Raw genomic sequence first — 22331 nt, 5'->3', positions numbered from 1 at the left:
TGGGCGACGGTGAATCCGGCCGTGCGGAGCGTCTCTGGCAGGGGTATGCGCTCTTTCGCCCGGCGCTTTGGCTGCCCTTGTCGTTGTCTTCGCCGCCGCTGAGCTGCCGGCCCGCTCTGCGGCGGTCGAGGTGCGGACTCGTCCCGAGCGCGTCCCCGCTCGCTCTGTGCTGTCATTTGCCGAGGCTAGAAGTGCTCGTGCCCGAACGGTGACCTTCGTGCGCTTCTGTGGACAGCACGCGCGATCTGAGGTCGCTCGGGTCGACAGAATTCGCTCGCGGCGTTGCACGTGTCGGTGTCGACCTTGCGCGGAGCTGCTCGCCGCACGCCCTCAGACAGACGGGAAATGCATGCTCGTGCGCGGACGAGCATGCATTTCCCGTGTGGATGCGCCGGCGAAGGGCGGAGAGCGAGCGGTCGGAGCGGGCAGGGTGGCGGCGGGCTACGCCGAGAGCGGTGCCTTCTCGCGCAGGAGCGCGATGAACTTGCCGAACCACGGGCCGTTGTCGTTCCAGGCGCGGGCGCTCACGAGGTTGCCGTCGACGAGGGCCTCCGAGTTTTGGTACGTGCCTCCGCCCGCCTCGATGTCGGCTGCGATCTCCGGGAAGCCCGACGTAGTGCGTCCTTCGAGCACTCCCGCCTTCGCGAGGATGATCGGCCCGTGGCAGGTGACGGCGACGGGGGAGTCCTCGCCGAAGAAGTGCTTCACGATGCGCTTCACGTCTTCGTTATTGCGGAGGTACTCGGGGGCGCGCCCGCCGGGAACGACGAGCGCCACATAGTCGGACGGGTTCACATCGGCGAGCGCGATGTCGGCGTTCCAGCCGTGCCCGAGCTTCTCCGTGAACGTGTCGTACCCCTCGAAGTCGTGCACCACGAACTGGAGACGCTTCTTGGTGGGTGCTGCGATGACGGGCTCGTAGCCCTCTTCGCGGAGCCGCTCATACGGGTAGAACACCTCGAGGGTCTCGGAAAAGTCGCCGGCGAGGATCAGGACCTTGGACATCGTTGTCTCCGTTCTCAGTTGCTGCAGGTGGATGCGCGGGGCTGGTGTCGTCTGCCCCGACGGGTCCAAGACTTCCGCCGCGTCGTCCGCCCCGGCAACGCTGTTTCTCGCATGTCGAGAAAGCGACTGGTGAGGGGAGGAGCGTGCGGGGCACCGTATGAAGCACCGCATCCGCCGTCGAGTCACCGCTGACCCGCGAAGGATGGTGCCCCACCAGGGGCCGTCGAAGACCTGAACCTCAATGGAGAGGAGAGCGATACCCATGGCGTATCCGGCCAAGTACCCCCAGCTCAACGAAACGGAGCTCACCGAACACGCGCGAGATCTGCTCGTGCGTGTCATCCGTGTGGCGTTCCCGCACCCCTCGTTTCCCGCTTCGCCGTACGAGCGGACGGCGAACATCATCCTCGAGGAGGCGAAGTCGTCGACGTGGCTGCGGGTCACGTTGACGCAGGGACTTCTTACCCTGGATTCGCTGTCTGCGGGCGATTTCACGGGTCTCGACGAGGAGCAGGCGACGGCCGTGCTGCGGAGCATCGAGCACACCGATTTCTTCGGCTTCATCCGCCGCACGACGGTGCTGAACCTCTACGACGACCCGGAAGTGTGGAAGGCGGTCGGCTACGAGGGGTCCTCCTTCGAGCTCGGCGGCTACGTGCACCGCGGTTTCGACGACCTCGACTGGGTGCCTGAGCCGCGCATCGAGGAGCCGACGGATGTGCCGTTCGCGCCGCTCCCGGGCCTGCAACGTCCGCAGACGGGCGCGGTGCGCATCCCGGCGGCCGCAGCGCACGCGGGCCGCGCATCCGATGCTCCCATTGCAACGAACCAGCCAGGCGACCTCGCCGCAAGCCACGAAGGAGTCGAGCGATGACTGATGGAACGAGCGCACGCCCCACGCAGTTCGGGAAGCCCATCCCGCAGGACGACGAGGTCGTGGTCATCGTCGGTTCCGGCGCCGGCGGCGGCACGATCGCGCACGAGCTGACGGCCAAGGGCATTCCCGTGGTGGTGCTCGAGGCTGGACCATACCTGCGCAATGAGGACTACGAGAACAATGAGTGGCAGGCGTTCAACCAGATGGCGTGGTTGGATGCGCGCACGACGAGCGGCTCGTGGCGCATCGCGAAAGACTTCCCGAACCTGCCCGCGTGGATCGTGAAGGCGGTCGGCGGGACCACGACGCACTGGTCTGGCGCGACGCCTCGCTTCTACGAGCACGAGTTCAAGGCGCGCAGCACGTACGGCCGCGTCGACGGCGCGAATCTCCTCGACTGGCCCATCACGCTTGCGGAGCTCGCACCCTGGTACGCCAAGGCGGAGGATGCGATCGGTTCGACGCACACGGGTGGGCGGGCCCCCTTGCCGGCGAGCAACAACTACAAGGTCTTCGCCGAGGGCGCCAAGCGAGCGGGCTACGTGCACTACGCGACGGGGCCGTACGGAACGAACGCGGAACCGTACGACGGGCGCCCCGCATCCATTCAGGACGGCTTCAACTTCCAGGGTGACAAAAACAAGTCCAAGTGGAGCACGATGGTGCGCGAGATCCCCCGCGCCCTCGAGACCGGGCTCCTCGACCTGCGCACGGAGAGCCACGCGGTGCAGGTCACGCACGATGTCGATGGCCGGGCGGATGGGGTGCTGTACCTCGACAGGGAGGGCAACCTGCAGCGACAGCGTGCGCGCGTCGTCGTCGTGGCGGGCAACTCGATCGAGACGCCGCGGCTCCTGCTGCTGAGCGCCAGCGCGCTGTTCCCAGACGGACTCGGCAATTCGTCAGGCCAGGTCGGCCGCAACTACATGCGCCACACGACGGGCTCGCTGTACGCCCGCTTCGACAAACCCGTGCGCATGTACCGCGGGGAGACCATGGCCGGGGTGATCCGTGACGAATCAGGCCATAACCCGTCGCGCGGTTTCGTCGGGGGCTACTTCATGGAGACGCTGTCGCTCGGGCCCGCGTTCCTCGCGAGCTTCGCCGACCCTGGGGCGTGGGGCAAGTCGTTCACGTCCGTGCTCGACGCCTACGAGAACACGGCAGGCATGTGGATCGTCGGCGAGGACCTGCCCCAGGAATCGAACCGCATCACGCTCAACCGCTCGGTGACGGATGCGAACGGACTGCCGGTCCCGAACGTCCACTACGACGACCACCCCAACGATGCAGCGATGCGCGAGCACGGCTACAGTCGGGGAACTCTGCTCTACGAGGCGGTCGGTGCCGAGCACGTCCACCGCACCCCGCCATACCCGTCGACGCACAACTTGGGCACGGCGCGCATGAGCGAGCGGCCGGAGGATGGGGTCGTCGACCGGTGGGGAGCGTCGCACGACGTGCCGAACTTGTTTGTCGGCGACGGGTCCGTGTTCACAACCAGCGCCGCAGCGAATCCGACGCTGACGATCGTGGCACTGGCCATGCGTCAGGCCGACTACCTGGCGTCGCAGTTGCGCGCCGGCGAGCTGTAGGGGGAGTCGTGAGCCACGCGACACTCACCGCGGACCCAGTCTTCGCTGCGCATACTGCTGCGGTGAGTGTCGACGTGGATACCCCCGCCACCAGATCCGAACCCGCGGTCGCCGCGGTGCCCGGGGCACCAGCTCCCGTTCCCGCCGGGGCATCGGCTGCGAGCCCGGCGGCGGCCGCGCCGTCGTCGAGCACGCTCAAGGCGCTGTCGCTCCTGGAGCTCGTCGCCCAGAACGGCGGGGCCAGTGCGACGGAGATTAAGGAGGCGCTCGGATGCTCGCTGCCCACGGTGTATCGCCTCGCGCAGCTGCTCGTGGATGCGGACTACCTTGTGCACCTCCGGGAGGAACGACGCTTCGAGCTCGGCTACAAGGTGCATGAGCTCGGCCGGGCGCTGCACCAGCAGCTCGGGGTGTCGCCGCCGATGCGTGCGGTCGTGCAGACGCTGCACGAGGCAGGTGACGTGGCCGCGTATTTCGCGGTCTATCGGGGCACGGACGTGGTCGTGGCGCATGTCGCCGACTCGGCGCGGGCGCAACGCATTCGCCCCCTCGAGTTCGGCTTCCACGAGGCGACGCACGCGACGGCATTCGGCAAGATCATCCTGGCCGGTATGAGCGTGGAGGAGCGGGATTCGTTCCTCGACGCGAACGGCATGCCCGCGTTCACCGAAGGGACGATCACGTCGCGCGAGGAACTCGAGCGGCACCTCGAGAGGGTCAGGCTGCGGGGAGTGGCGTGGGAGCGCGAGGAGTTCGTGGCGGGCCACACCTGCGCCGCGGTTGGCGTGCGCAGCGCCTCGGGGGAGGTTATCGGCGCGGTCGCTTTCTCGCTCGAGTCGCCCCGCCTCGGGGGTCGCTCCGACGAACTCGAGCGGCTCCTTCGCGGCGCGGGTGCGAGAGCGAGCCACCTTGTCCGACGCGGCCGCTGAGGGATTCTTCCTCGAGAGGGATGCGCGTCTGCGCAGATTCCTCCTCGCCCGGGCTACAGGCACACGGGAAACGCTGGTTCGCCAGCGCGCGAGCATCGTTTTCTCGTGTGGATTGCCCGGATGCGAGGTGTGGAGGAGGAGCGAGGAGGCGGAGTGAGCGAGAGGGAGGAGACAGGAGCTGGCGAGTGAGTCTGGCACTCAGTCGGCGGTCGACCCCAGGAACTCCACCTCGGTGCTCGCGCTCAGGGGCTCGTCGGTGACCCCCGTGATGGTGACGCTCACCGTGTAGGTGGCTGGGGTGCCCAGCTCGAAGGAGATGTCGCCGCAGACGGTATCGAAGTTGCTCGACAACGCCTTCGCCGTGCGAGTGACTGTGCCGACGCCTTCCGCGCTCGCGGAGTACTCGCACGTGCCGCTTTTGGTGACTCCGAGCACGCGGGCTTCCGCGGTGATCCAGGAGTGCCGGTCGTCGGCGGTCGCGGCGAGGACAAGCTCGCCCGTGCTGCCGTCCGCACTGGGGGACGGCCCGGCAGCGCTCTCGGTTGCGGCGCTCTCGGCAGCAGCCGGCGCGGTCGTCTCTGCTGCGGGGCCGCTCTCGACGCCGCGCGGCGAGCATCCGCTCACCAGCAAGCCGGCCGCGAGGACAGCGGCGAGTTTCACCCCGAGACGCATGGTGTCAGAATGACGCACCGCGCGGCCCGCCCGCAACGTCACGCGTCAGCCTCGGTCTTGGAGCTCCTTCACGGCTCGGGCGAAGTCGCGAGTCTGCAGCACTTCGAGGGCGGTTGCCGGGTCGGCTCCGGAAGAGACGACGCAGAGCTCATCGATCTTGTTGATGAACCCGAGCACGCGCCCATCTCGGACAACCCGGTACGTGTGCTCGGAGAGGCGGTCGACGCGGCCTTCTGCGGGCATCGTCGCGGTGAGAGGTGGAACGGGGAATGGCATGGGGGCTCCTGCCGTCGTGTGCGACCGTCTCGGACGGATGATCGCATCCTCGCGCACTGACCTGTGCGCAAGGGCGGTTCCCAAGGAATCTGTGGATGGCTCTCACGACCTCCCTGGAAGGTGGTTACCTCCAAGAAATACGCCATGCGAGTCCTCAGCGTTCAAGCCTTGCCTCCCCGGCCCGTCGGGTGCTACTCAAAGAGGATGGTTCGACTGCGAAGGTGGACGTCGGCGGATGCGGCGTGGACGCGGCACCCGGCGGGAAGCGGGTTCAGCTACCGGGATGAACGCGGTGAGCGCATCGTCGATGCCGAGGTGCGCCGACGCCTCGCGTCGCTCGCCATCCCGCCGGCCTGGCGGGACGTGCGCATCGCCCCGCACCAGAATGCGCACGTGCTTGCAGTCGGGGTGGATGCGCTGGGCCGGACGCAGTACATCTACCATCCCGATTGGACGGCCAAGCGGCAGATCGTGACCTTCGACAGGGCGCTCGAGCTCTCGCGCGTGCTGCCCGCGGCGAGACGCTCAGCCACGAGTGCCCTCAGGGCTCAGAGCGCGAGCCGCGAGGCGTCGCTCGCCGCGAGCTTCAAGCTGCTCGACACCGCGTTCCTGCGCGTCGGCAGCGAACGCTCGGCGAAGCAGTTCGGCCATCGCGGACTCACGACCCTGCTGAATCGGCACATCCTGCTGCAGGACGAGCTGGTGCTGCTCGAGTTCAAGGGCAAGAGCGGCGTGCCGTGGAGCGCGTTGATCGAGGACCTCGAGCTGGTCACGTTCCTCGGCGAACGGAAGGGGAGCGGCTCGCCCGGGCGGCGCATCCTGTCGTGGCGGGACGGTCGCGCCTGGCGGCGGCTCTCGGCGCGCGAGGTCAACGACGACATCAGGGCCCGAACCAAAGGCGAGTTCACAGCGAAGGATTTCCGGACCTTGCATGGCACGGTCTTCGCCGCCGGACGCTTGGCCGAGCTCGGTATCGGCGGCACGGTTCGAGAGCGGAAGTCGCTGGTCGCCCAGGCAGTGCGCGACACCGCTGAGCTGCTGGGCAACACGCCGGCGGTTGCGAGGGCGAGCTACATCGACCCGCGGGTGATCGAGGCCTACGGCGAGGGCAAGGTCATCGCGAAGGGTAGAGGGTCGGGCGAGGCGGCGCTGCGTGAGCTGCTGCTCGGCTCGTCCAGCTGACAACCAGTCGGCGCACACTGCGCGTCCAAGTTTCTCGGCGGCCGATGCGAGACGGTAGTGACCTGTTCGATTCCGGCTCCGAGCATCCCTCGCCCGAACAGAACAGCAAACCTCGACTTCCGATCCCCCGACGAAAGGACGATCAGCAATGACGACTCTCGACACCAAGCGCGTGGCATTCCTTCTCACCAACGACTTCGAGGACAGCGAGCTCACCAGCCCGTGGGGCGCCGTGACCGAGGCCGGAGGCGAGGCGAAGCTCGTCGCACCCGAGGCGGGCAGCGTCACGGGCAAGAATGGGCACGAGCAGACCGTTGACCTGGCGTCGAGCGACGCGAAGGCCGCGGACTTCGACGCGCTCGTCCTGCCGGGCGGTGTCGGCAACGCCGACCTGCTGCGCCTCGACGAGGCATCCGTCTCGTTCGTGCGCGACTTCTTCGCAGGCCACAAGCCAGTCGCCGTGATCTGCCACGGCGCCTGGATCCTCACCGACGCGAAGGTGCTCGACGGGCGCACGCTCACGAGCTTCCCGAGCCTCAAGACAGACCTCATCAACGCGGGCGCAACGTGGGTCGACGAGGAAGTCCACGTCGACCAGGGACTCGTCTCGAGCCGCACCCCCGACGACCTGCCCGCGTTCAACGCGAAGCTCGTCGAAGAGGTCGCCGAGGGCAAGCACCGCGGACAGACGGCGTAAGCCGTCAACACGACTGAGCCGAGGGGCGAGCGGGTGCGCATCCGCTCGCCCCTCGGTGCGTGTCGGGGGACGCCGGCCAAGATGAGGCCGCTCTCATCTTCGGCACACGCTGCGTCTCATGAACGCTCACGAAGCTAGGGACTACCGAGGCGAACCCGCGGCTCGGCAGTCAACAGGAGACAAGCGCCATGAAAAAGAACACCTGGATCATCGTCGGATCGGCAAGTGCCCTCGGCCTCGGCATCCTCGCCGTCGGCGGGGCGGGCGTCGCCAACGCGCTCGAAGTGCGAGACGTGCCCGGTGAGCAGTTGAACCTCTCAACACCGTCCGCGACGAGCAGCCCGGCCGCATCCGCATCCCCAACTGCCTCGGCGACGCCGTCCGCGAGCCCGTCGGCATCGCCGACGACCGGCAACAGCGCGTCGCCCACCGCGACGCCGGTCTTCAGCTCGCCAAGCCCCGTCTCCGCGCAGACCCCGCAGAGCGTGCCAACGGTGCAGACCCCGGTGAGCGTGCCCACCGCGCAGAGCCCAGTGAGCGTGCAGACCGCGCAGAGCCCCGTGAGCGTGCAGACGCCGCCGTCAGTGCCGAGCGCGTAGTCGCCGACCCGGCTGGGGGTCTGCCCGCCCCCGCCCTGTCCACAGCCTGGCAGGGTTCCCGGGGAGGCTTCGATCGGCCCGGGTAGGTTCGAGGGCACGCACGACCACGACCGCGGTGCCCGCACCGCACCTACCGCACCCACAACGCCGTCTCCGCAGGAGGAGCCCATGTTCGCAGCAGCCAGGCAGGTGATCGAGGCCGTCGCCACGGGCACCGGGCGCGAGGTCGCCTCGGTCACGCTCGCCTGCGCGGAGCCGAGCGGCGACGGCGTGCTTGCAGGGTACGACGTCGAACTCGCCTCGGGGCAGGGTCCCGACGAGCGCATCCGCCTCTTCATCGACACCGCGACAAACCCGGCGGCCGCCTCCGGCGAATCGCAGCAGTGGACAACCGTGCAGAACCCGGCCACGCACGAGCAGGTACGCGTGTGGCGGTACCCGCACGACCCGGCACTGCCGGCGCTCCCCGCGACCGCATTCCCCGACTCCGCCAGAGAGACCGCCGCCCGGTTCGGCGCGGTCGGCGAAGGGCAGCTCGAGATGCTCGCGTACCGACCCGGCCGCCGCGCCGTGCTGCGCCTCGCGGGACCAGAGGGCACGCTCTTCTTCAAAGTCGTGCGCCCAGGTCACGCGGAGCCGCTGCACCGCATCCACGACGAGCTCGCCCACGCCGGGGTGGCCGTGCCGAGAAGCCGAGGCTGGAGCGAGGCGGGACTCGTGGCACTCGAACGCATGCCCGGCGTGCCCGCCGACTCGCACGTGCCCGGAACGCCGGATGCGCGACTCGCGTTCCTGAGGGAGCTTCAGGCGCTCGTCGCCTCCATCGGCGCCGCCCAGGTGACGCGGGGCGCCAGGGCGAGCCTGACGACCGGGCTCGACTGGTACCTGCAGCGTCTCCACGACCTGCGGCCCACCCGAGCGGGCGACATCGACGGCGTCGCCGCGTGCATCCGCGCGATGCTCGCATCGGCCCGGCCGGGACCCGCCCGCACCGTACACGGCGACCTGCACCTGGGACAGATCTTCGTCGAGCCCGGCGCGCGCCCCGGGGGCGGCGCCGCGATCACCGGCGTCGTCGACATCGACACCGCCGGAATCGGCGATCTCGCCGACGACCTCGGGGGCCTCTACGCGCACGCCATCGTGACAGCCCTCACCCACGACCTCTGCGGACGCGCCGACCTGCGCACCGCGACCTTCGAACTCGCCGAGCTCACCCGGCTCGCGTGGGGCGAGTTCGCTCGCACCTGGAACACACCCGGCCACTCCGGGCTGCAGACCGACGACCCCGACCTGAGCATCCGCGCCAACGCCGTCGCCCTCACACACCTGCTCTCGCACGCGTTCGGGGCGGCCGTCCGCGGCGGCGCGGGACTCGACGCGCTGCCCGACCGCATTCTGGACTACGCCGTCGCACTCTCGAAGGAGCCGAGACGATGAGCACCGAACCCTCCCGCCCGCGCTGGCTCGTGATCGCCCTGGCCGCGGCCGGCGCGCTCGCCATCGTGCTCGCCGGCGTCACCTTCGCGCAGGCCATGTCGCTGCGCGCGTCCCCCGGCGAGGTCGTCGGGGGAAGCCCCATCATCGGCGCACAGTCGCCCGTCACGACCATCAGCGTCACCCCGTCGCCGAGCGACCAGGCGAGCCCCAGCCCGACCAACACCCCCGCACCCGGAGGCGTGCCCGACCCGGTGCAGCCCGCCCTCCCGACCGGCAGCATCCAGGCCCCAGTGCCCGTCGACCCCGTCGGCCCATCCCAGATCGACGATGACGACGACGATGATGACGACGGAGACGACGACGGGGACGACGACTGAGGCGGAGGGTGACTGCGGGGCGGTGCTCCGCGGACGGTGACTGCGGGGGCGGTGCTCCGCGGACGGTGACTGCGGGGGCAATGCTGCGCGGGCAATGCTGCGCGGGCAATGCTGCGCGGGCGGTGATTCCGGGGTCGATGCTCGCGGGACCGTTGCTGCGCGGGCGACGACTGCGGTCGGTGGCTGGGGGTCGGTGAACGCTGGTTGGCGATCCGTGGATGCTCGTCCGCGAGCGTTTATCGCTGTCGGCGCCTCGGTTGCTGGTGTCGGTCAGCGCAGGCGGTACCCCATGCCGCGCACCGTCTCGATGCGGTCCGACCCGATTTTGCCGCGCAGGTACCGCACATACACGTCGACGACGTTCGAGCCCGGGTCGAAGTCGAAGCCCCAGACGCGGCTCAAGAGCTGCTCGCGACTGAGCACCTGACCCGGATTCGCGAAGAACTGCTCGGCAAGCCCAAACTCCCGTGCCGAGAGATCGATGTCGCTGCCGTTGACGCGCACTCGACGCGTTCTGAGGTCGAGCAGCAAATCGTCGTGGATGAGATCGGTGGCCGCCGCCTGCCCCGCATCCCGCAGCCGCAGTCGGATGCGCGCAAGCAGCTCGTCGAACTTGAACGGCTTCGCGAGGTAGTCATTCGCACCCCCGTCGAGGCCGCGCACCGTCGCCTCGACGGACGTGCGCGCGGTGAGCATGATGACGGGAACGGATTGGCCCTCCGCCCGCAGCCGGTCAAGCACCTCAAAGCCGTCGAGGCCTGGGAGGCCGACGTCGAGCAGCACCAGGTCGAAGTTGCCCCCTCGGGCGAGCTCGAAGCCGTCTGTGCCAGTGCCGGCGACGGTCACGGCGTAGCCGGCCGACTTCAGGCCCTTCTCGACGAACGAGGCGATGCGCGCCTCGTCTTCGACAACCAGGATGCTGCTCATGCGATGTCCTCCCGCTGGGGGTCGTGGGTCGGGTCTGAAAGCGGCGCGGTCCCGCTGTGCGCCGCGCCGGGCCGGTCGTCCGGCGTCGCATTGGCGGGCGTGTTCGCGGTGACGTCCGGGGTTGGGAGGGGGCCCGGGACTTGCGTGGGGCCCGCGCCCGTGTGCGCGGCGGTGCCAGGGCCCGAGGGCCGGTGCGCGTGCGCGTGCGCGTTCGTGCGTGCATCCACATCCATCGCCGCATCGCTGCCAGTGGGCCAACCCGCGGCGGCCGGAAGCACGATCGTGAACCGCGAACCAACCCCCGGCTCGCTCTCGAGCTCGACGCGGCCGCCGTGGCCGCGCGCGATGGACTGCACGATCGACAGCCCCAGGCCAGACTCGGTCTGGCTGCGGCCGGTCTCGGCCCGCCCAAAGCGGTCGAAGATGCGATCCTGCGCCGACGTGGGAATGCCGACGCCCTTATCGCGCACCCACAGGCGCAGCTCGCCGCGCGCATCCATGAGGCTGCCGATTCCGACTCGTGAACCCGCCGGCGAGTACTTCGCCGCATTGTCGGCGAGCTGCAACCACGCCTGCGTGATACGGCGCGCGTCAACCTCCACGACGACCGGCGCAGCACGCTCGAGCACCCAGTCGTGGTCGGAGAGGGCGCTCGCCTTCGCGTGCACCTGCTCGGTCAGCTCAAGCAGATCGCACGGCGCGAGGGCCAAGAGACCCTGCTGCTCGCTCACTGCCAGCGCCTCAATGTCGTCGATGAGCTCGCTCATGCGGTCGAGCTCGTCGAGGGCGAGTGCGACGGTCTCGCGGGTCTCCGCAGGGTCGTCCGGGTCGAGAATCTCGAAGTGTCCCCGCACGATCGTGATCGGAGTCTTCAGCTCGTGCCGCACGTCGTCGAGAAGCTGGCGCTGCGCGGTGAGCGAGCCGTCGAGCCGATCGAGCATGCCGTTGAACGTCGCCGTGAGCGCCGACACGTCATCGTTCCCGACGACGGGGATGCGAGCCGAGCGGTTGCTGCCCGTGATCGACGCCGCAGTCTCCCGCAACTCCCGGAGCGGCCGGAGCAGACGCCCGGCCACGAACCAGCCGACGAGGCCGATGATGCCGAGGGCCACGACGGCGACCAGCGAGTAGGTCTGGAAGGTGCTGTTCGTGTCGGCGAGTTCCGCGCGCAGGTCGTAAGCGGCGAGGTACAGCGCGGTGCTCTGCCCGTCACCCACCGTAAACGGGACGGCGACGTACCTGAGGGCGAGGGGGCCTTCGACGAAGGTGCCCATGCGCACGGAACCGTCCGCCGTCTCGGCGACAGCACGCGCGACAAGGGCGGGGCTGTCGGCGAGCGAGAACGGCGTCGCGGTCGACGGGACGAACGCCGGAACGCCGTCGATGAGGCCGAGGGCGCCCTCGTTGCGTTCCGGGACGAGGCGCTGCATAACCAACTCCAGTGCCTCAGTGGTGCTCGCGAACGTGCGCGCCGGGGCGGTGGAGGGCGCCGACGGGGCGGCCGAGTTTGTGGGGGTGGTCGAAGTTGGGGTGGGGGTCGGGGTCGCCGAATCCGGAGTGGTCGGCGCCGCGAGCTCTTGGCCGCTGACAAGACCGCGCACGTTCTCCGCGACCGTGACGAGCCGCTCGTCGACTCCGCCGAGCACACGCTCGCGCGCGGCAACGTAGCTGGTCGCGCCGGCTGCGACCATGCCGAGCAACGTGACCAGCAGGATCGACGCCAGAATGCGCACCCGCACCGACGCGCGCGGACGCACCTCCCGCTGATCCTTGCCCGACGTGGTCACCCGCATCCACCGATTATCTGCGGTGCAGGGGTCTACATCCTGGCAGGTGAGAACACTCTCACGCAGTGCGCGAGCGCGTTGGGCCGCGCGCGTTTGGTGCGCGCCTTCCACAACACCCTGCGGGAAGACGAAGGGGCGCGTAGGCTCGTCGAGTGGAAACCGAGCGCTACGAACTCACCAGGCGAGCCAGCCTGGAGGTCCTCCGCGCCGAGGCGCAGGACGAGCGCGAAACGATGATCTACGCGCGCGCCCGCCGGGGAGAAGACCCATGGCGTTTCATGCAGGAGTTGCCGACGGTCGATGAGCTTGTGGTGTTGCTCATGCGCTCCGAAGCGCTCGAACGGGGCGGCGACGAAGCCCCGGAAAGCGGAGCAGACGACGCGCAGCTCATGCGACGCATCGCGACCGAGTATCCGCCGCTGAGCAGCACCGTTCGGACCATGCTGGCCGGCCGCAGCCGGTTCGGCGACCGCTGGACCGCCTGAACGCTGCGCACGGGGTCCGACGGCGGCTAAGCCCGGGCGCATCCGAGCCCGGGCGCATCCCGCGGTTGCGGTCGATTGGGGGCGCCGTAGGGGCGGGCTGGTCGGGCCAAGGACTTGTCGGTGCGGGAAGGCCGGGTCGGGGCGTGCGGGGTTGAGTTGGTGCAGTGTGGCGCTCCTCCATCCGTGGTCACTGCAGAGGGTGCCCGTAGGCTTGTCAGCATGTCGGTGTCAGAACTCTCGGTGAGCGCGCAGAACTACCTCAAGGTGGTCTGGAGCCTCCAAGAGTGGTCCGATGCGCCCGTCACGGCCACGATCGTCGCCGAGCGCCTGCAGCTTCGACTGTCGACGGTCTCGGAAGGCATTCGCAAGCTCGCGGATCAAGGGCTTCTCGAGCACGCGCGCTACGGAAGCATCTCGCTGACCGAAGAGGGGCGGGCGCACGCGCTCACCATGATTCGCCGGCACCGGCTGCTCGAGACGTTCCTCGTCGAGGTGCTCAAATACGGTTGGGACGAGGTGCACGACGAAGCCGAGAACCTCGAGCACTCGGTGTCAGACCTCATGGTCGAGCGAATCGACAGCCTGCTCGGACACCCTGACCGAGACCCGCACGGCGACCCCATTCCCTCTGCCGACGGCGAGCTGCGCATCCCTCAGGCTGTGCTGCTGAGCAGCCTCGACGCCGGCGTGCGAGTCGTGGTGGAGCGCATCTCCGACTCGGACCCGGAACTCCTCAAGTACTTCGCCGCAAAGGGGCTCACTGTCGGGGCGCAGCTCGAGATCGGGGAAAGCGACCCGTATTCCGAGTCGATGCTGCTCACCGTCGCGGACCGGGGTCGGAGTGCAGCGGCCGGCGATGAACTGCCCGCTAGCGATCGGTCTTCGGGGGCAGCTCGCACGGACTCGGCGCCAGACGTGACAGGGCCCTTTGCGCTCGGCCCCGTAGCTGCCCGCGCCGTGTGGGTCACCGAGGCGTAGGCGGCGAACCCAGGTTCCTGTCGCGGCGCAACCACCACGCGCGCACAATTCAGGTTCTGATCCCACGGCGCTGGTCGCGGCTCTCGGTGGCGGAGTCCGCTGCGTCCCCGTGTCCATCCCGGTCTTGCGTCGTGTCGGCTTCGGCGCCCGGGTTCGCCCCAGCCCCGAATCTGCGCTGGACCAAACGCTCGGCCCCGATCGTCGGGCGTCCTGGCCGTAGATCCGTCGGACGGTCACGACGACGACCGCGACGGTGGCCGCGGCCCGTGCTGCCAATTCGCTGGTCAGAGTGACGCGGCGGTGAATGTCGGAGCCGCTGCGACAGTCAGAGTGACGTGGCGTCACGTTCTGGCCGCGGCGGTGCTGAAATCCCACTCACGTCACTGTGATTGCGAGCCGCGGGCGTCGTGCGCGAGGTTTCAGGGGGCTGGAGCTCGCGCCGATGTTGCCGAGAGGGTTTGAGCCGCGCGCGCCCCGCACGCAGAGTGACCTGTCGATGTGTCGGCGGTGCTGTGACAGTCAGAGTGACGTGGCGTCACGTTCTGGCAGCGGCGGTGCTGAAATCTCGCTCACGTCACTGTGATTGCGAGCGAAGGGCTCCACATCGAGTCGCTCACCCAGAGCGAACGGGCGGCAGGCCAGTCTTCCTCCCGCACCGACTGGCCCGGGTGGTGCTGTGCGCGGCGCTTCAGGCGGCCTCTGCGCGGCGGCGGGCGAGAAGGCGCGACGTGACAAGACCCTGTGTGGGTGAGAGGAGGTACGCGAGGAGGAACGCGACGCCCTGAGCGAGCACGATCATGCCGCCGGAAGCAGCATCGAGGTAGTAGCTGGCGTAGAGCCCGAGAGCTGAGCAGACCACGGACACGATGGGCGCGATGACGAGCATGCGCGCGAAACTGCGGGTGAGCACGGTCGCGGTCGCGCCGGGGATGATGAGCATCGCGACGACGAGGATGACGCCGACGGTCTGCAGTGCGACGACGGCGGTCAACGCGAGCAGGCCAAGGAGTGCGCCGCGGAGAACTCGCGGGTTGAGGCCGATGGCGTGTGCGTGCGTGGAGTCGAACGCGACGAGCGTGAAATCGCGTCGTTTGACGAGCAGCACGACCACGACGATCGCCGCGAGCGCTCCGATCTGTGCGAGGTCGGCGACGCTGACGCCGAGCAGGTTGCCGAAGAGGATGTGGCTGAGGTCGGTCTGGCTTGGGGTGACCGAGATGAGCACCAGCCCGAAGGCGAAGAGCGTGGTGAAGACGATGCCGATCGCGGCGTCCTCTTTCACCCTGCTGGTGTCGCGGATGACGCCGATGAGACCTACGGCGAGCAGCCCGAACACGAGGGCCCCGAGCGCGAAGGGGGCGCCGACGATGTAGGCGAGCACGACCCCGGGCAGCACAGCGTGTGAGACGGCGTCACCCATGAGCGACCAGCCGATGAGTACGAGCCAGCAGCTGAGGAGTGCGCAGACGACGGCGGTGATGACGGTGGTGATGAGGGCCCGCACCATGAACTCGTAGCCGAGCGGTTCGAGCAGGAGATCGACGAGGTTCATGGGCGTTCTCCAGCCCGGGGCTGGCCGTGCGTGCAGATTTCGTGAGGCACAGTTGTGGAAGATCGCCGTCGCGCCGGCGGGGAGCTGCACGTTTCCACAACTCTGGCGTTGGATACGCGTGTCATGCGGCGGCTCCCTTGCCGGTGTCGATGCCGAAGGCGAGGGCCAGATTGTCTGGCTTGATGACTTCTTCGGGGCTGCCGTGCAGCAGCACGCGTCGGTTGAAGAGCACGGCTTCGTCGGCGAGTTCTGGCAGCGACCCGAGGTCGTGGGTGGCGACGAGGATGCAGACTCCCTGTTCGGCGAGCTCGCGGAGGAGTCGTGTCATGGTCGACTGCGATCGGGTGTCGACTCCGGCGAAGGGTTCGTCGAGCAGCAGCACCTGCGCTTCCTGCGCGATGCCCCGGGCCACGAAGGCGCGCTTGCGCTGTCCGCCTGAGAGCTGCCCGATCTGGCGACCCGCGAGGTCGGTGAGTTCGACGCGCTCTAAGGCCGCGTCGACGGCCGCGTGGTCGCGCGCCCGCGGCCGCCTGGTGATCCCGAGGTGGCCGTAGCGTCCGGTCATGACGACGTCGCGCACCGAGAGGGGGAAGTCCCAGTCGACCTGCTCGCTCTGCGGGACGTAGCTGACGCTGCCCCGCTTGCGTGCATCCGCTGACGATGTGCCGAGGATGCGAACCGTGCCCGAGTCGGGTCGCACAACCCCCATGATCGACTTGAAGAGTGTCGACTTGCCTGAGCCGTTCATGCCGATGAGCCCGCAGACGCGGCCAGACGAGATGGCGAGGCTGGCGCCGTCGAGGGCAAGCACTTCGCCGTAGTGGACGGTGAGGCGGTCGACCTCGATGGCGGGGGCCGCGGTGGGGGTCGATGCGGGTGTGGATGCGGCGCTCACGATCCGCTGCCTGTCTGTCCGGTGAGGCCGGCGACGATCGTGTCGACGTCGTGGCGGATGAGGTCGAGGTAGCTGGGCACGGGGCCGTCGGCTTCGCTGAGCGAGTCGACGTAGAGGGTGCCACCGAAGACGGCGTCGGTTGCGTCGACGACTTGTCGCATGGGGGCGTCGGAGACGGTCGATTCGCAGAACACTGCGGGGACGTCGTTGTCGCGCACGTGGTCGATGACGCCCGCGATCTGCTGCGGGGTGGCTTGTTGCTCGGCGTTGACGGGCCAGATGTAGACCTCGTCGAGTCCGGCGTCGCGGGCGAGGTAGGAGAAGGCGCCTTCGCAGGTGACGAGCGCTCGCTGGGAGGCGGGCAGCGGTTCGATGGCGGCGATGAGCTCGTCGTGCACGCTTTGCAGTTCAGCTTTGTATGCGGTCGCGTTCTGTTGGAACACGTCGGCGCTTTCCGGGGCGAGGTCGGTGAATGCGGTGGCCATGTTGTCGACGTAGAGCTGCACGTTGAGGGGTGACATCCAGGCGTGTGGGTTGGGGAGGCCCGCGTAGGCGTCGCCGGCGATGGGTACTTCTTCGATGCCGTCGCTGACGACGACGTGGGGTACGTCCATGCCTGCGACGAACTGTTCGAACCAGGCTTCGAGGTTCATGCCGTTGTCGAGGATGAGGTCGGCTTCAGAGGCTTTGGCGATGTCGAGCGGGGTGGGCTCGTAGCCGTGGATCTCGGCTCCGGCCTTGGTGATCGATTCGACGCGCAGCTCGTCGCCTGCGACGTGTCTGGCGATGTCGGCGAGCACGGTGAAGGTCGTGAGCACGACGGGCCGGTCGTCGTCGTCGGTGGGGGGCGAGCAGGCGGTGAGGGATGCGAGCACGATGATGGCGAGGCCGGCCGCGGCGATGCGGGTGGCCTTCCTTCGGGCTGCGTGCAGCACGGGGGTCAGCATGACCTGAGCATAGCGCTACGGCGACTAGAAGAACAATGTTCGGTGCGCCGAACTTTTCCAGCGGACGGTCGGTGCAGTGGCATCACCCCATGAAGCGCTTGATCAGGCGCAGGGCACGCGGGGTGACGGGCGCGTAGACCATGCCCATGGTGTCTGGGCGTAACGGCTTCGAGAGCACCGAGCGCTGGTGGCTGAACGTGCGCACCGACTGCTCACCGTGGTACGAGCCCATGCCGCTTTCACCGACGCCACCGAACGGCAGGGCCGGCGTGCTGAGTTGCGCGACGGGCACGTTGATGCCGACTCCACCGGAGCTCGTGTTGCGAAGAAATTCGCGCCGAACGCTGTCGTCGTTGGTGAAGACGTAGAGGGCGAGGGGCTTGTCGCCTGATCGGATGAATTCGGTCGCGTCGCGTGCGTCAGCCACCTCGATGATCGGCAGGATGGGGCCGAAGATCTCCTCCTGCATGATTTCCGCGTCCCTGGGCACGTCGACGAGCACGGTTGGGGCTACGTAGCGTGCGTCTCGATCATGGCTGCCGCCGATGGCGATGCGGCCATTGCTCGCCGGGCTCGCCGGGCTCGCCGGGCTCGCCGGGCTCGCCGGGCTGCGGTCGTCGGTGCTCGCCGCGTGCGCTGCGGGTCGGCGGACGCGCGTGGCGGAGTCCGTGTCGCGGGCCGTGTCGGTCTCGCGGCCCGCGTCGTTTCCGCGTGTGGGCTCGGCGCCGGCGATGAGGCTCGCGAGTCGGTCGAACTGTCGTGTGTTGATGATGCGTCCGTAGCTGCTGCTCGACTGGGGGTCTGGGCCGAGCTGCTCGTGGATGGCGTCGCGGAGTTCCGCGACCAGAGGCTCGACCAGGTGCGGCAGGGTGAGCACGTAGTCGGGGGCGACGCAGGTCTGGCCGGCGTTCGTGAACTTGCCCCAGGCGAGGCGTCGAGCGACTTCCGCGAGGCTGGCGGTGTCGTCGATGTAGGCGGGGGATTTGCCGCCGAGCTCGAGTGTCGTGGGGGTGAGGTTCTCGGCGGCGGCGCGCGCGACGATGCGGCCCACGGTGCCGTTGCCGGTGTAGAAGATGTGGTCGAAGCGTTCCGCGAGGAGCGCGGTTGTCTCTGGGACGCCGCCTTCGACGACCTGGATCGCGTCCGGATCCAGGTACGAGCGGATGAGTCTCGTGATCGTCTCGCTCGTGGCGGGGGCGATCTCGCTGGGCTTCAGGACGGCCGCGTTTCCCGCAGCGATGGCGCCGGCGAGGGGTTCGAGGGCAAGCTGCACGGGGTAGTTCCATGGCGAGATGATGAGGGTCGTGCCGAGGGGTTCGAGCATCGTCCAGGCGCGCGCTGGCAGCAGCATGGTGGATGCGCGCACCGTCTTGGGTTTCAGCCAGGAGCGCAGGTGCTTGAGGGTGTGAGTCGTGTTCGAGATCGTGAAGCCGATTTCGGTGATGAACGCTTCCGCGGCCGGCTTGCTGAGGTCTGCTGAGAGGGCAGCCTGCAGCTCGCGTTCGTTGTCGCGGAGGAGGGCGATGAGGGCGCGGAGCTGTTGTTCGCGCCAGGCGAGTGGTTTCGTGGTTCCCGCGTTGAAGGCGGCGCGCGCGCGTGCCACGGTTGCGGGGATGCTTGCGGTGTCGGTGTGTGGCTGGGCCATGTGTTCCTCGGGGTTGCGGTGCGAGGGTCTGGGCCGCGGCTCCGAGGTCGGAAGGCGAGGCCGTGCTGTGAGTACCCTCGCAGAACGTCCTCCGGGGTCGGTGGGGATGCGCGCATCCGTCCCCTTCGCGGTCTCGCCCCGCCGCCCCTCCCGGAGCCCGGGAGGGTCCCTCTCTGGCCGCGAATGTAGTCTGAGCGGACCATGCAGGGGCAGGACTCGAACGGCGATCTGCGGCACCGGCCAGTCACGCCGACGCCGATCGCCGCCACGCCCGTGGCGCACCGTGAGGGCGCTCGATTCGAGAGCGACTGCGCGAACTGCGTGGCGCTGTGCTGCACCGCCCTCGGGTTCTCCCGGGGCGACGACTTCGCGCACGAGAAACCGGCGGGGAAACCCTGCCGCAACCTCGACGCGAATCTCGGCTGCAGCATCCACTCGGTGCTCCTCGAACGCGGCTACCGGGGGTGCACGGTCTTCGAGTGCCACGGTGCAGGCCAGCGCGTCACGCAGCAGACGTTCAGCGGCGGCGACTGGCGCGACGGCGACGAGCTGCGCGAGGCGATGTTTGCCGTGTTCCCGCTGGTGCGGCAGCTGCATGAGGTGCTGTGGCTGCTCAGCGAGGCGAGGCGGCGCACCTCAGACCGTTCGCTGCTTCGTCGCATCGACGCGCTCTCAGAGCAGGTCGACACGCACGCCGCGTCCGCGGACGTGTCGGTGCTGCGGGCCGCCGTCGAATCGAGTCGACCAGCGGCGGGGGAACTGCTCGGCTCGGTGAGCCAGGCAGTGCGGCGGATGCACGCGCCGCGGCGACGCGCATCCGGCGTCTGGTCCCGGGTCGAGCCGCGAGGCGCTTACCTTGGCAGTGACTTCTCTGGCGCTGACCTCCGGGCTGTCGAGCTGCGTGGCTCGTTGCTGATCGCCGCGAAGCTTCGCGGCGCGGATCTGCGGTGGGCGGACCTCCTGGGAGCCGACCTTCGCGATGCTGAGTTGCACGGTGCCGACCTGCGGCACGTGCTGCATCTCACGCAGACGCAGCTTGCGGCCGCGTTCGGTGACCAGTCCACGCAACTCCCGGACTCGCTGTCGCGGCCCCGCCACTGGGCGTGATCTGCCGGCGCTGGGTGTGACCTGTCGCCATTAGGTGTGCGCTTGCTGCCAATGGGAAGGATCTGCCGTTGTGGTGAAGCGTGCGACGAAGTGCTCCGCGGCGAGGATGCGAGCTGCGCGTCGACGTCACGACCCCGGGTCCTCGCGGCCCCGTGATCTGATGACTCCCCGCTCTGTCGCCTCCCCGCTCTGTCGCTTCCTCGCTCATTTGACCGCTCGCTCAACTGACCTTCGCTCTGGTGTCTTCTCGCTCTGTCGACTCTCCACTCTCTCGCTTCCTCGATCTCTGCTTCCGGGGTCGCGAGATGCCGGAAATGGTTGTTTTGGGGTGTGTGGTGGCGACCCTTTGGGGCATCTCGCGGGGTTTTGGGGTTGTTGGCGGGTGGCGACGGGGCTTGTGCTGCGTCTGAGTCCGTGGCTGCGGGGTCGCGAGATGCCGCAGATGGTTGTTTTGGGGTGGGTTGTGGCGACCCTTTGGGGCATCTCGCGACGGTGTACGCGCGCAGCGACCTGGCGGACTCGCCGAGCCGAGGCGAGGGATGTGCGCCGAGGCGAGGGATGCGCGCAGCGCGCTGCGGTGGGGGATGCGCGGCGCGGGCGGGGACGCGCCGGGCTACGCGAAGGCGGTCCCCGTGAAGAGGGTCGTGGTGCGGCCGCCAACCCAGACGGCGCCTGCGTCGTCGATGGTCACAGTGATGTCGCCGGCGCGGCCGAGACGCGTGCCCTGGGAGACGCGCCAGCTCGCGCCGGGCGCGACACCGGTGCGCTGCATCCACTGGGCTGTCGAGGCGTTCATGCTGCCGCAGACTGGGTCTTCGTCGACGCCGATCGCGGGCGCGAAGCTGCGCAGCTCGAACGCGTGGGGCGAGCCTGGCGGGTATGCGCCGACGGCGCCGACCATGATCCCGGCCAGTTGCGCGAAGTCGGGGTTGAGGTCGAGCACCTGTTGCGCGGATGCGAGCTGCACGATTGCCCAGCCGGGCCCGTTGTCGATCCACTGGTGGTCGATGATCTGGTCGCGGGTGATGCCGTAGGCCGAGACGATGCGTTCCAGCAGGTCAGCTTCGAGGGGTCCGCTGCGCAGGGTCGCAGGGGCCGCGAACGACAGGTGCCCGTCGTCGTTGCGCACCTCGACGAGGCCCGCGCCGCACTCCTGGATGAGGCGGCCTTCGCTTTGGGGTTCGCCTCCGCGTTCGAGCCAGGCGTGGGCTGAGCCGAGGGTGGGGTGGCCGGCGAACGGCAGCTCGCCTCCTGGCGTGAAGATCCGCAGTCGGTAGTCGGCGTTGGTGTCGGTCGGAGGGAGGATGAACGTGGTCTCTGACAGATTCGTCCAGCGCGCGATGCGTTCCATGTCGTCGGTTGTGAGGCCCTCAGCGTCGAGGATGACGGCGACGGGGTTGCCGAGGTAGGGGGTCTGCGAGAACACGTCGACTTGGGCGAAGGGGCGCGAGGCGGTCACGGGCGGTGCCTTTCATTGCGGATTGCGGATGCGGATGCGGATGCGGATGCGGACCTGGCGGCCGATGTGCCCGCGCCCGCGGATGCGACGCGTTCGGCGGCGCTGGTCTCGTCACGGTAGGGCGGCGACGGTGTTGGGCGCCCGGGCCAATTTTGGGCCGGTGGACTTACGTTCCACTTCGGTCGGGGTGGACTTGCCTTCCGCCCGGGTCGGGGTGGGCCCAATGCTGAGGGTGGGGCGGTCCGCGCTGCGGATTGTGGGAGAACGGCGGTCAAGGCGGTCGCCGGTGCACCGCGGTGAAGGCTCCATGGGTCGCCCAGGCTCGCCCGACACAATCGGTGCATGAGCGAGAGCAACGGCGCATGAGCGAACGCAACGACGTGAACTTCACGGACGACGATCCGCGGGAACGGCCCGGGGTGGAGCATCAGTCACCTGCGGGTGTCGATGAGGCGACGGTCGCGGCCGTGGGGAAGGTCACGGAGGCGCTCGAAATGGTCGATCAGGCGCGGGGGCTGCTGTACGGGTTCCACCGGCTGACGGGTGCCGCCGATCTTGCACTTGGGGAGGCGTCCGAGGCGCTGCGGGATGCGGGCCACGCGGAGATTGCCGATCGTCTCGACGAGGAGCTCGTCGGCCGGAACGTAATCGAGGGGCGGTGGACGTTCCAGGTCGTCGAAGACTATGACGAGACGTACTGGGAGCCGTTCCGCGCTGCCGAGCGGGAGGTGCGGGAGCGGCTCGTCGGTGGTCGACGGCACCTCGCCGAGGCTGCGATGAAGGAGGACCGGCGCACGCACGGCGCCCGCGACCACGAGGCGCGCCCTGCGGAGGACGCCTAGCCGGTGCTACCGGGCAGGTAGCGAAAGCGCCGCGCCCACTCCGCCGCGCCCACTCCGC

The 22331-nt window shown here is 68.9% G+C and carries 22 protein-coding genes; 12 read left to right on the top strand and 10 right to left on the bottom strand.

The features are described from left to right. Positions 1-441: 441 nt before the first annotated feature. Complete coding sequence (locus tag ACPYN9_RS02775; protein ID WP_282856664.1) at positions 442-1005, bottom strand: DJ-1/PfpI family protein; 564 nt, start codon at positions 1003-1005, stop codon at positions 442-444. Positions 1006-1267: 262 nt separating this feature from the next. Here ACPYN9_RS02775 and ACPYN9_RS02770 point away from each other — a divergent pair, with 262 nt between their 5' ends. The 3 genes from ACPYN9_RS02770 (at position 1268) to ACPYN9_RS02760 (ending at position 4406) form a co-directional block, all read left to right on the top strand. Continuing rightward, complete coding sequence (locus tag ACPYN9_RS02770) at positions 1268-1879, top strand: hypothetical protein (protein ID WP_424463699.1); 612 nt, start codon at positions 1268-1270, stop codon at positions 1877-1879. Further along, positions 1876-3477 (top strand): GMC family oxidoreductase, encoded by a 1602-nt coding sequence (locus ACPYN9_RS02765; RefSeq protein WP_424463697.1) that lies wholly within the window; start codon positions 1876-1878, stop codon positions 3475-3477. The genes ACPYN9_RS02770 and ACPYN9_RS02765 overlap by 4 nt, the downstream gene beginning before the upstream one ends. A gap of 62 nt (positions 3478-3539) precedes the next feature. After that, complete coding sequence (locus tag ACPYN9_RS02760; RefSeq protein ID WP_424463696.1) at positions 3540-4406, top strand: IclR family transcriptional regulator; 867 nt, start codon at positions 3540-3542, stop codon at positions 4404-4406. 198 nt (positions 4407-4604) lie between these two features. On the opposite strand, the gene ACPYN9_RS02755 is transcribed toward ACPYN9_RS02760, so the two are convergent. Together ACPYN9_RS02755 and ACPYN9_RS02750 are read right to left on the bottom strand one after the other, a co-directional pair. Then, entirely contained in the window at positions 4605-5078 is a 474-nt protein-coding gene (locus tag ACPYN9_RS02755) for a hypothetical protein (protein WP_424463694.1), read from the bottom strand. A 45-nt stretch (positions 5079-5123) separates the two neighbouring features. Then, complete coding sequence (locus ACPYN9_RS02750; RefSeq protein WP_424463692.1) at positions 5124-5354, bottom strand: hypothetical protein; 231 nt, start codon at positions 5352-5354, stop codon at positions 5124-5126. Between the two features lie 204 nt (positions 5355-5558). Here ACPYN9_RS02750 and ACPYN9_RS02745 point away from each other — a divergent pair, with 204 nt between their 5' ends. The 5 genes from ACPYN9_RS02745 to ACPYN9_RS02725 all read left to right on the top strand — a co-directional run bounded on the left by ACPYN9_RS02745 (position 5559) and on the right by ACPYN9_RS02725 (position 9649). Next, positions 5559-6536 carry a DNA topoisomerase IB gene (locus tag ACPYN9_RS02745; protein ID WP_424463690.1) on the top strand — a complete coding sequence of 326 codons (978 nt, stop codon included), beginning with the start codon at positions 5559-5561 and terminating at the stop codon, positions 6534-6536. A gap of 148 nt (positions 6537-6684) precedes the next feature. After that, entirely contained in the window at positions 6685-7233 is a 549-nt protein-coding gene (locus ACPYN9_RS02740) for a type 1 glutamine amidotransferase domain-containing protein (RefSeq protein ID WP_424463688.1), read from the top strand. A gap of 188 nt (positions 7234-7421) precedes the next feature. Then, a complete protein-coding gene (locus ACPYN9_RS02735; RefSeq protein WP_424463687.1) occupies positions 7422-7832 on the top strand; it encodes a hypothetical protein in 411 nt (136 codons plus the stop codon). Between the two features lie 168 nt (positions 7833-8000). Then, positions 8001-9272 (top strand): phosphotransferase family protein, encoded by a 1272-nt coding sequence (locus tag ACPYN9_RS02730; protein ID WP_424463685.1) that lies wholly within the window; start codon positions 8001-8003, stop codon positions 9270-9272. Next, positions 9269-9649 (top strand): hypothetical protein, encoded by a 381-nt coding sequence (locus ACPYN9_RS02725; RefSeq protein WP_424463683.1) that lies wholly within the window; start codon positions 9269-9271, stop codon positions 9647-9649. Before ACPYN9_RS02730 ends, ACPYN9_RS02725 begins: the two co-directional genes overlap by 4 nt. A 270-nt stretch (positions 9650-9919) precedes the next feature. Here the strand turns inward: ACPYN9_RS02725 and ACPYN9_RS02720 are convergent, their stop codons facing one another. Beyond that, complete coding sequence (locus ACPYN9_RS02720; protein ID WP_424463681.1) at positions 9920-10576, bottom strand: response regulator transcription factor; 657 nt, start codon at positions 10574-10576, stop codon at positions 9920-9922. Further along, positions 10573-12369 (bottom strand): sensor histidine kinase, encoded by a 1797-nt coding sequence (locus ACPYN9_RS02715; protein WP_424463679.1) that lies wholly within the window; start codon positions 12367-12369, stop codon positions 10573-10575. Before ACPYN9_RS02715 ends, ACPYN9_RS02720 begins: the two co-directional genes overlap by 4 nt. 146 nt (positions 12370-12515) lie before the next feature. Here ACPYN9_RS02715 and ACPYN9_RS02710 point away from each other — a divergent pair, with 146 nt between their 5' ends. Together ACPYN9_RS02710 and ACPYN9_RS02705 are read left to right on the top strand one after the other, a co-directional pair. Further along, positions 12516-12848, top strand: coding sequence for a tryptophan synthase subunit alpha (locus ACPYN9_RS02710; RefSeq protein ID WP_424463678.1), 333 nt, complete (start codon positions 12516-12518; stop codon positions 12846-12848). Positions 12849-13067: 219 nt separating this feature from the next. Next, entirely contained in the window at positions 13068-13826 is a 759-nt protein-coding gene (locus tag ACPYN9_RS02705) for a metal-dependent transcriptional regulator (protein ID WP_424463676.1), read from the top strand. A 688-nt stretch (positions 13827-14514) separates the two neighbouring features. On the opposite strand, the gene ACPYN9_RS02700 is transcribed toward ACPYN9_RS02705, so the two are convergent. The 4 genes from ACPYN9_RS02700 to ACPYN9_RS02685 form a co-directional block, all read right to left on the bottom strand. Next, positions 14515-15378 (bottom strand): metal ABC transporter permease, encoded by an 864-nt coding sequence (locus ACPYN9_RS02700; protein WP_424463675.1) that lies wholly within the window; start codon positions 15376-15378, stop codon positions 14515-14517. Positions 15379-15499: 121 nt separating this feature from the next. After that, positions 15500-16273 carry a metal ABC transporter ATP-binding protein gene (locus tag ACPYN9_RS02695; RefSeq protein WP_424463673.1) on the bottom strand — a complete coding sequence of 258 codons (774 nt, stop codon included), beginning with the start codon at positions 16271-16273 and terminating at the stop codon, positions 15500-15502. Further along, entirely contained in the window at positions 16270-17220 is a 951-nt protein-coding gene (locus tag ACPYN9_RS02690) for a metal ABC transporter substrate-binding protein (RefSeq protein ID WP_424463672.1), read from the bottom strand. Before ACPYN9_RS02690 ends, ACPYN9_RS02695 begins: the two co-directional genes overlap by 4 nt. An 82-nt stretch (positions 17221-17302) precedes the next feature. After that, positions 17303-18865, bottom strand: a complete 1563-nt coding sequence (locus ACPYN9_RS02685) for an aldehyde dehydrogenase family protein (RefSeq protein WP_424463670.1) — start codon at positions 18863-18865, stop codon at positions 17303-17305. A gap of 201 nt (positions 18866-19066) precedes the next feature. On the opposite strand from ACPYN9_RS02685, the gene ACPYN9_RS02680 reads away from it, so the two are divergent. Continuing rightward, positions 19067-19972 carry a pentapeptide repeat-containing protein gene (locus ACPYN9_RS02680; RefSeq protein ID WP_424463668.1) on the top strand — a complete coding sequence of 302 codons (906 nt, stop codon included), beginning with the start codon at positions 19067-19069 and terminating at the stop codon, positions 19970-19972. Between the two features lie 613 nt (positions 19973-20585). Here the strand turns inward: ACPYN9_RS02680 and ACPYN9_RS02675 are convergent. Then, positions 20586-21431, bottom strand: a complete 846-nt coding sequence (locus ACPYN9_RS02675) for a PhzF family phenazine biosynthesis protein (RefSeq protein WP_424463667.1) — start codon at positions 21429-21431, stop codon at positions 20586-20588. Positions 21432-21793: 362 nt separating this feature from the next. Here ACPYN9_RS02675 and ACPYN9_RS02670 point away from each other — a divergent pair, with 362 nt between their 5' ends. Further along, entirely contained in the window at positions 21794-22273 is a 480-nt protein-coding gene (locus ACPYN9_RS02670) for a hypothetical protein (protein ID WP_424463665.1), read from the top strand. The last annotated feature ends 58 nt before the right edge of the window (positions 22274-22331 follow it).

The organism is Pseudoclavibacter helvolus (assembly GCF_049707175.1).
Classification (GTDB): domain Bacteria; phylum Actinomycetota; class Actinomycetes; order Actinomycetales; family Microbacteriaceae; genus Pseudoclavibacter; species Pseudoclavibacter helvolus_A.
Note: the sequence above shows the minus strand (reverse complement) of the source record. Positions and strands in the feature narration are given on the sequence as shown.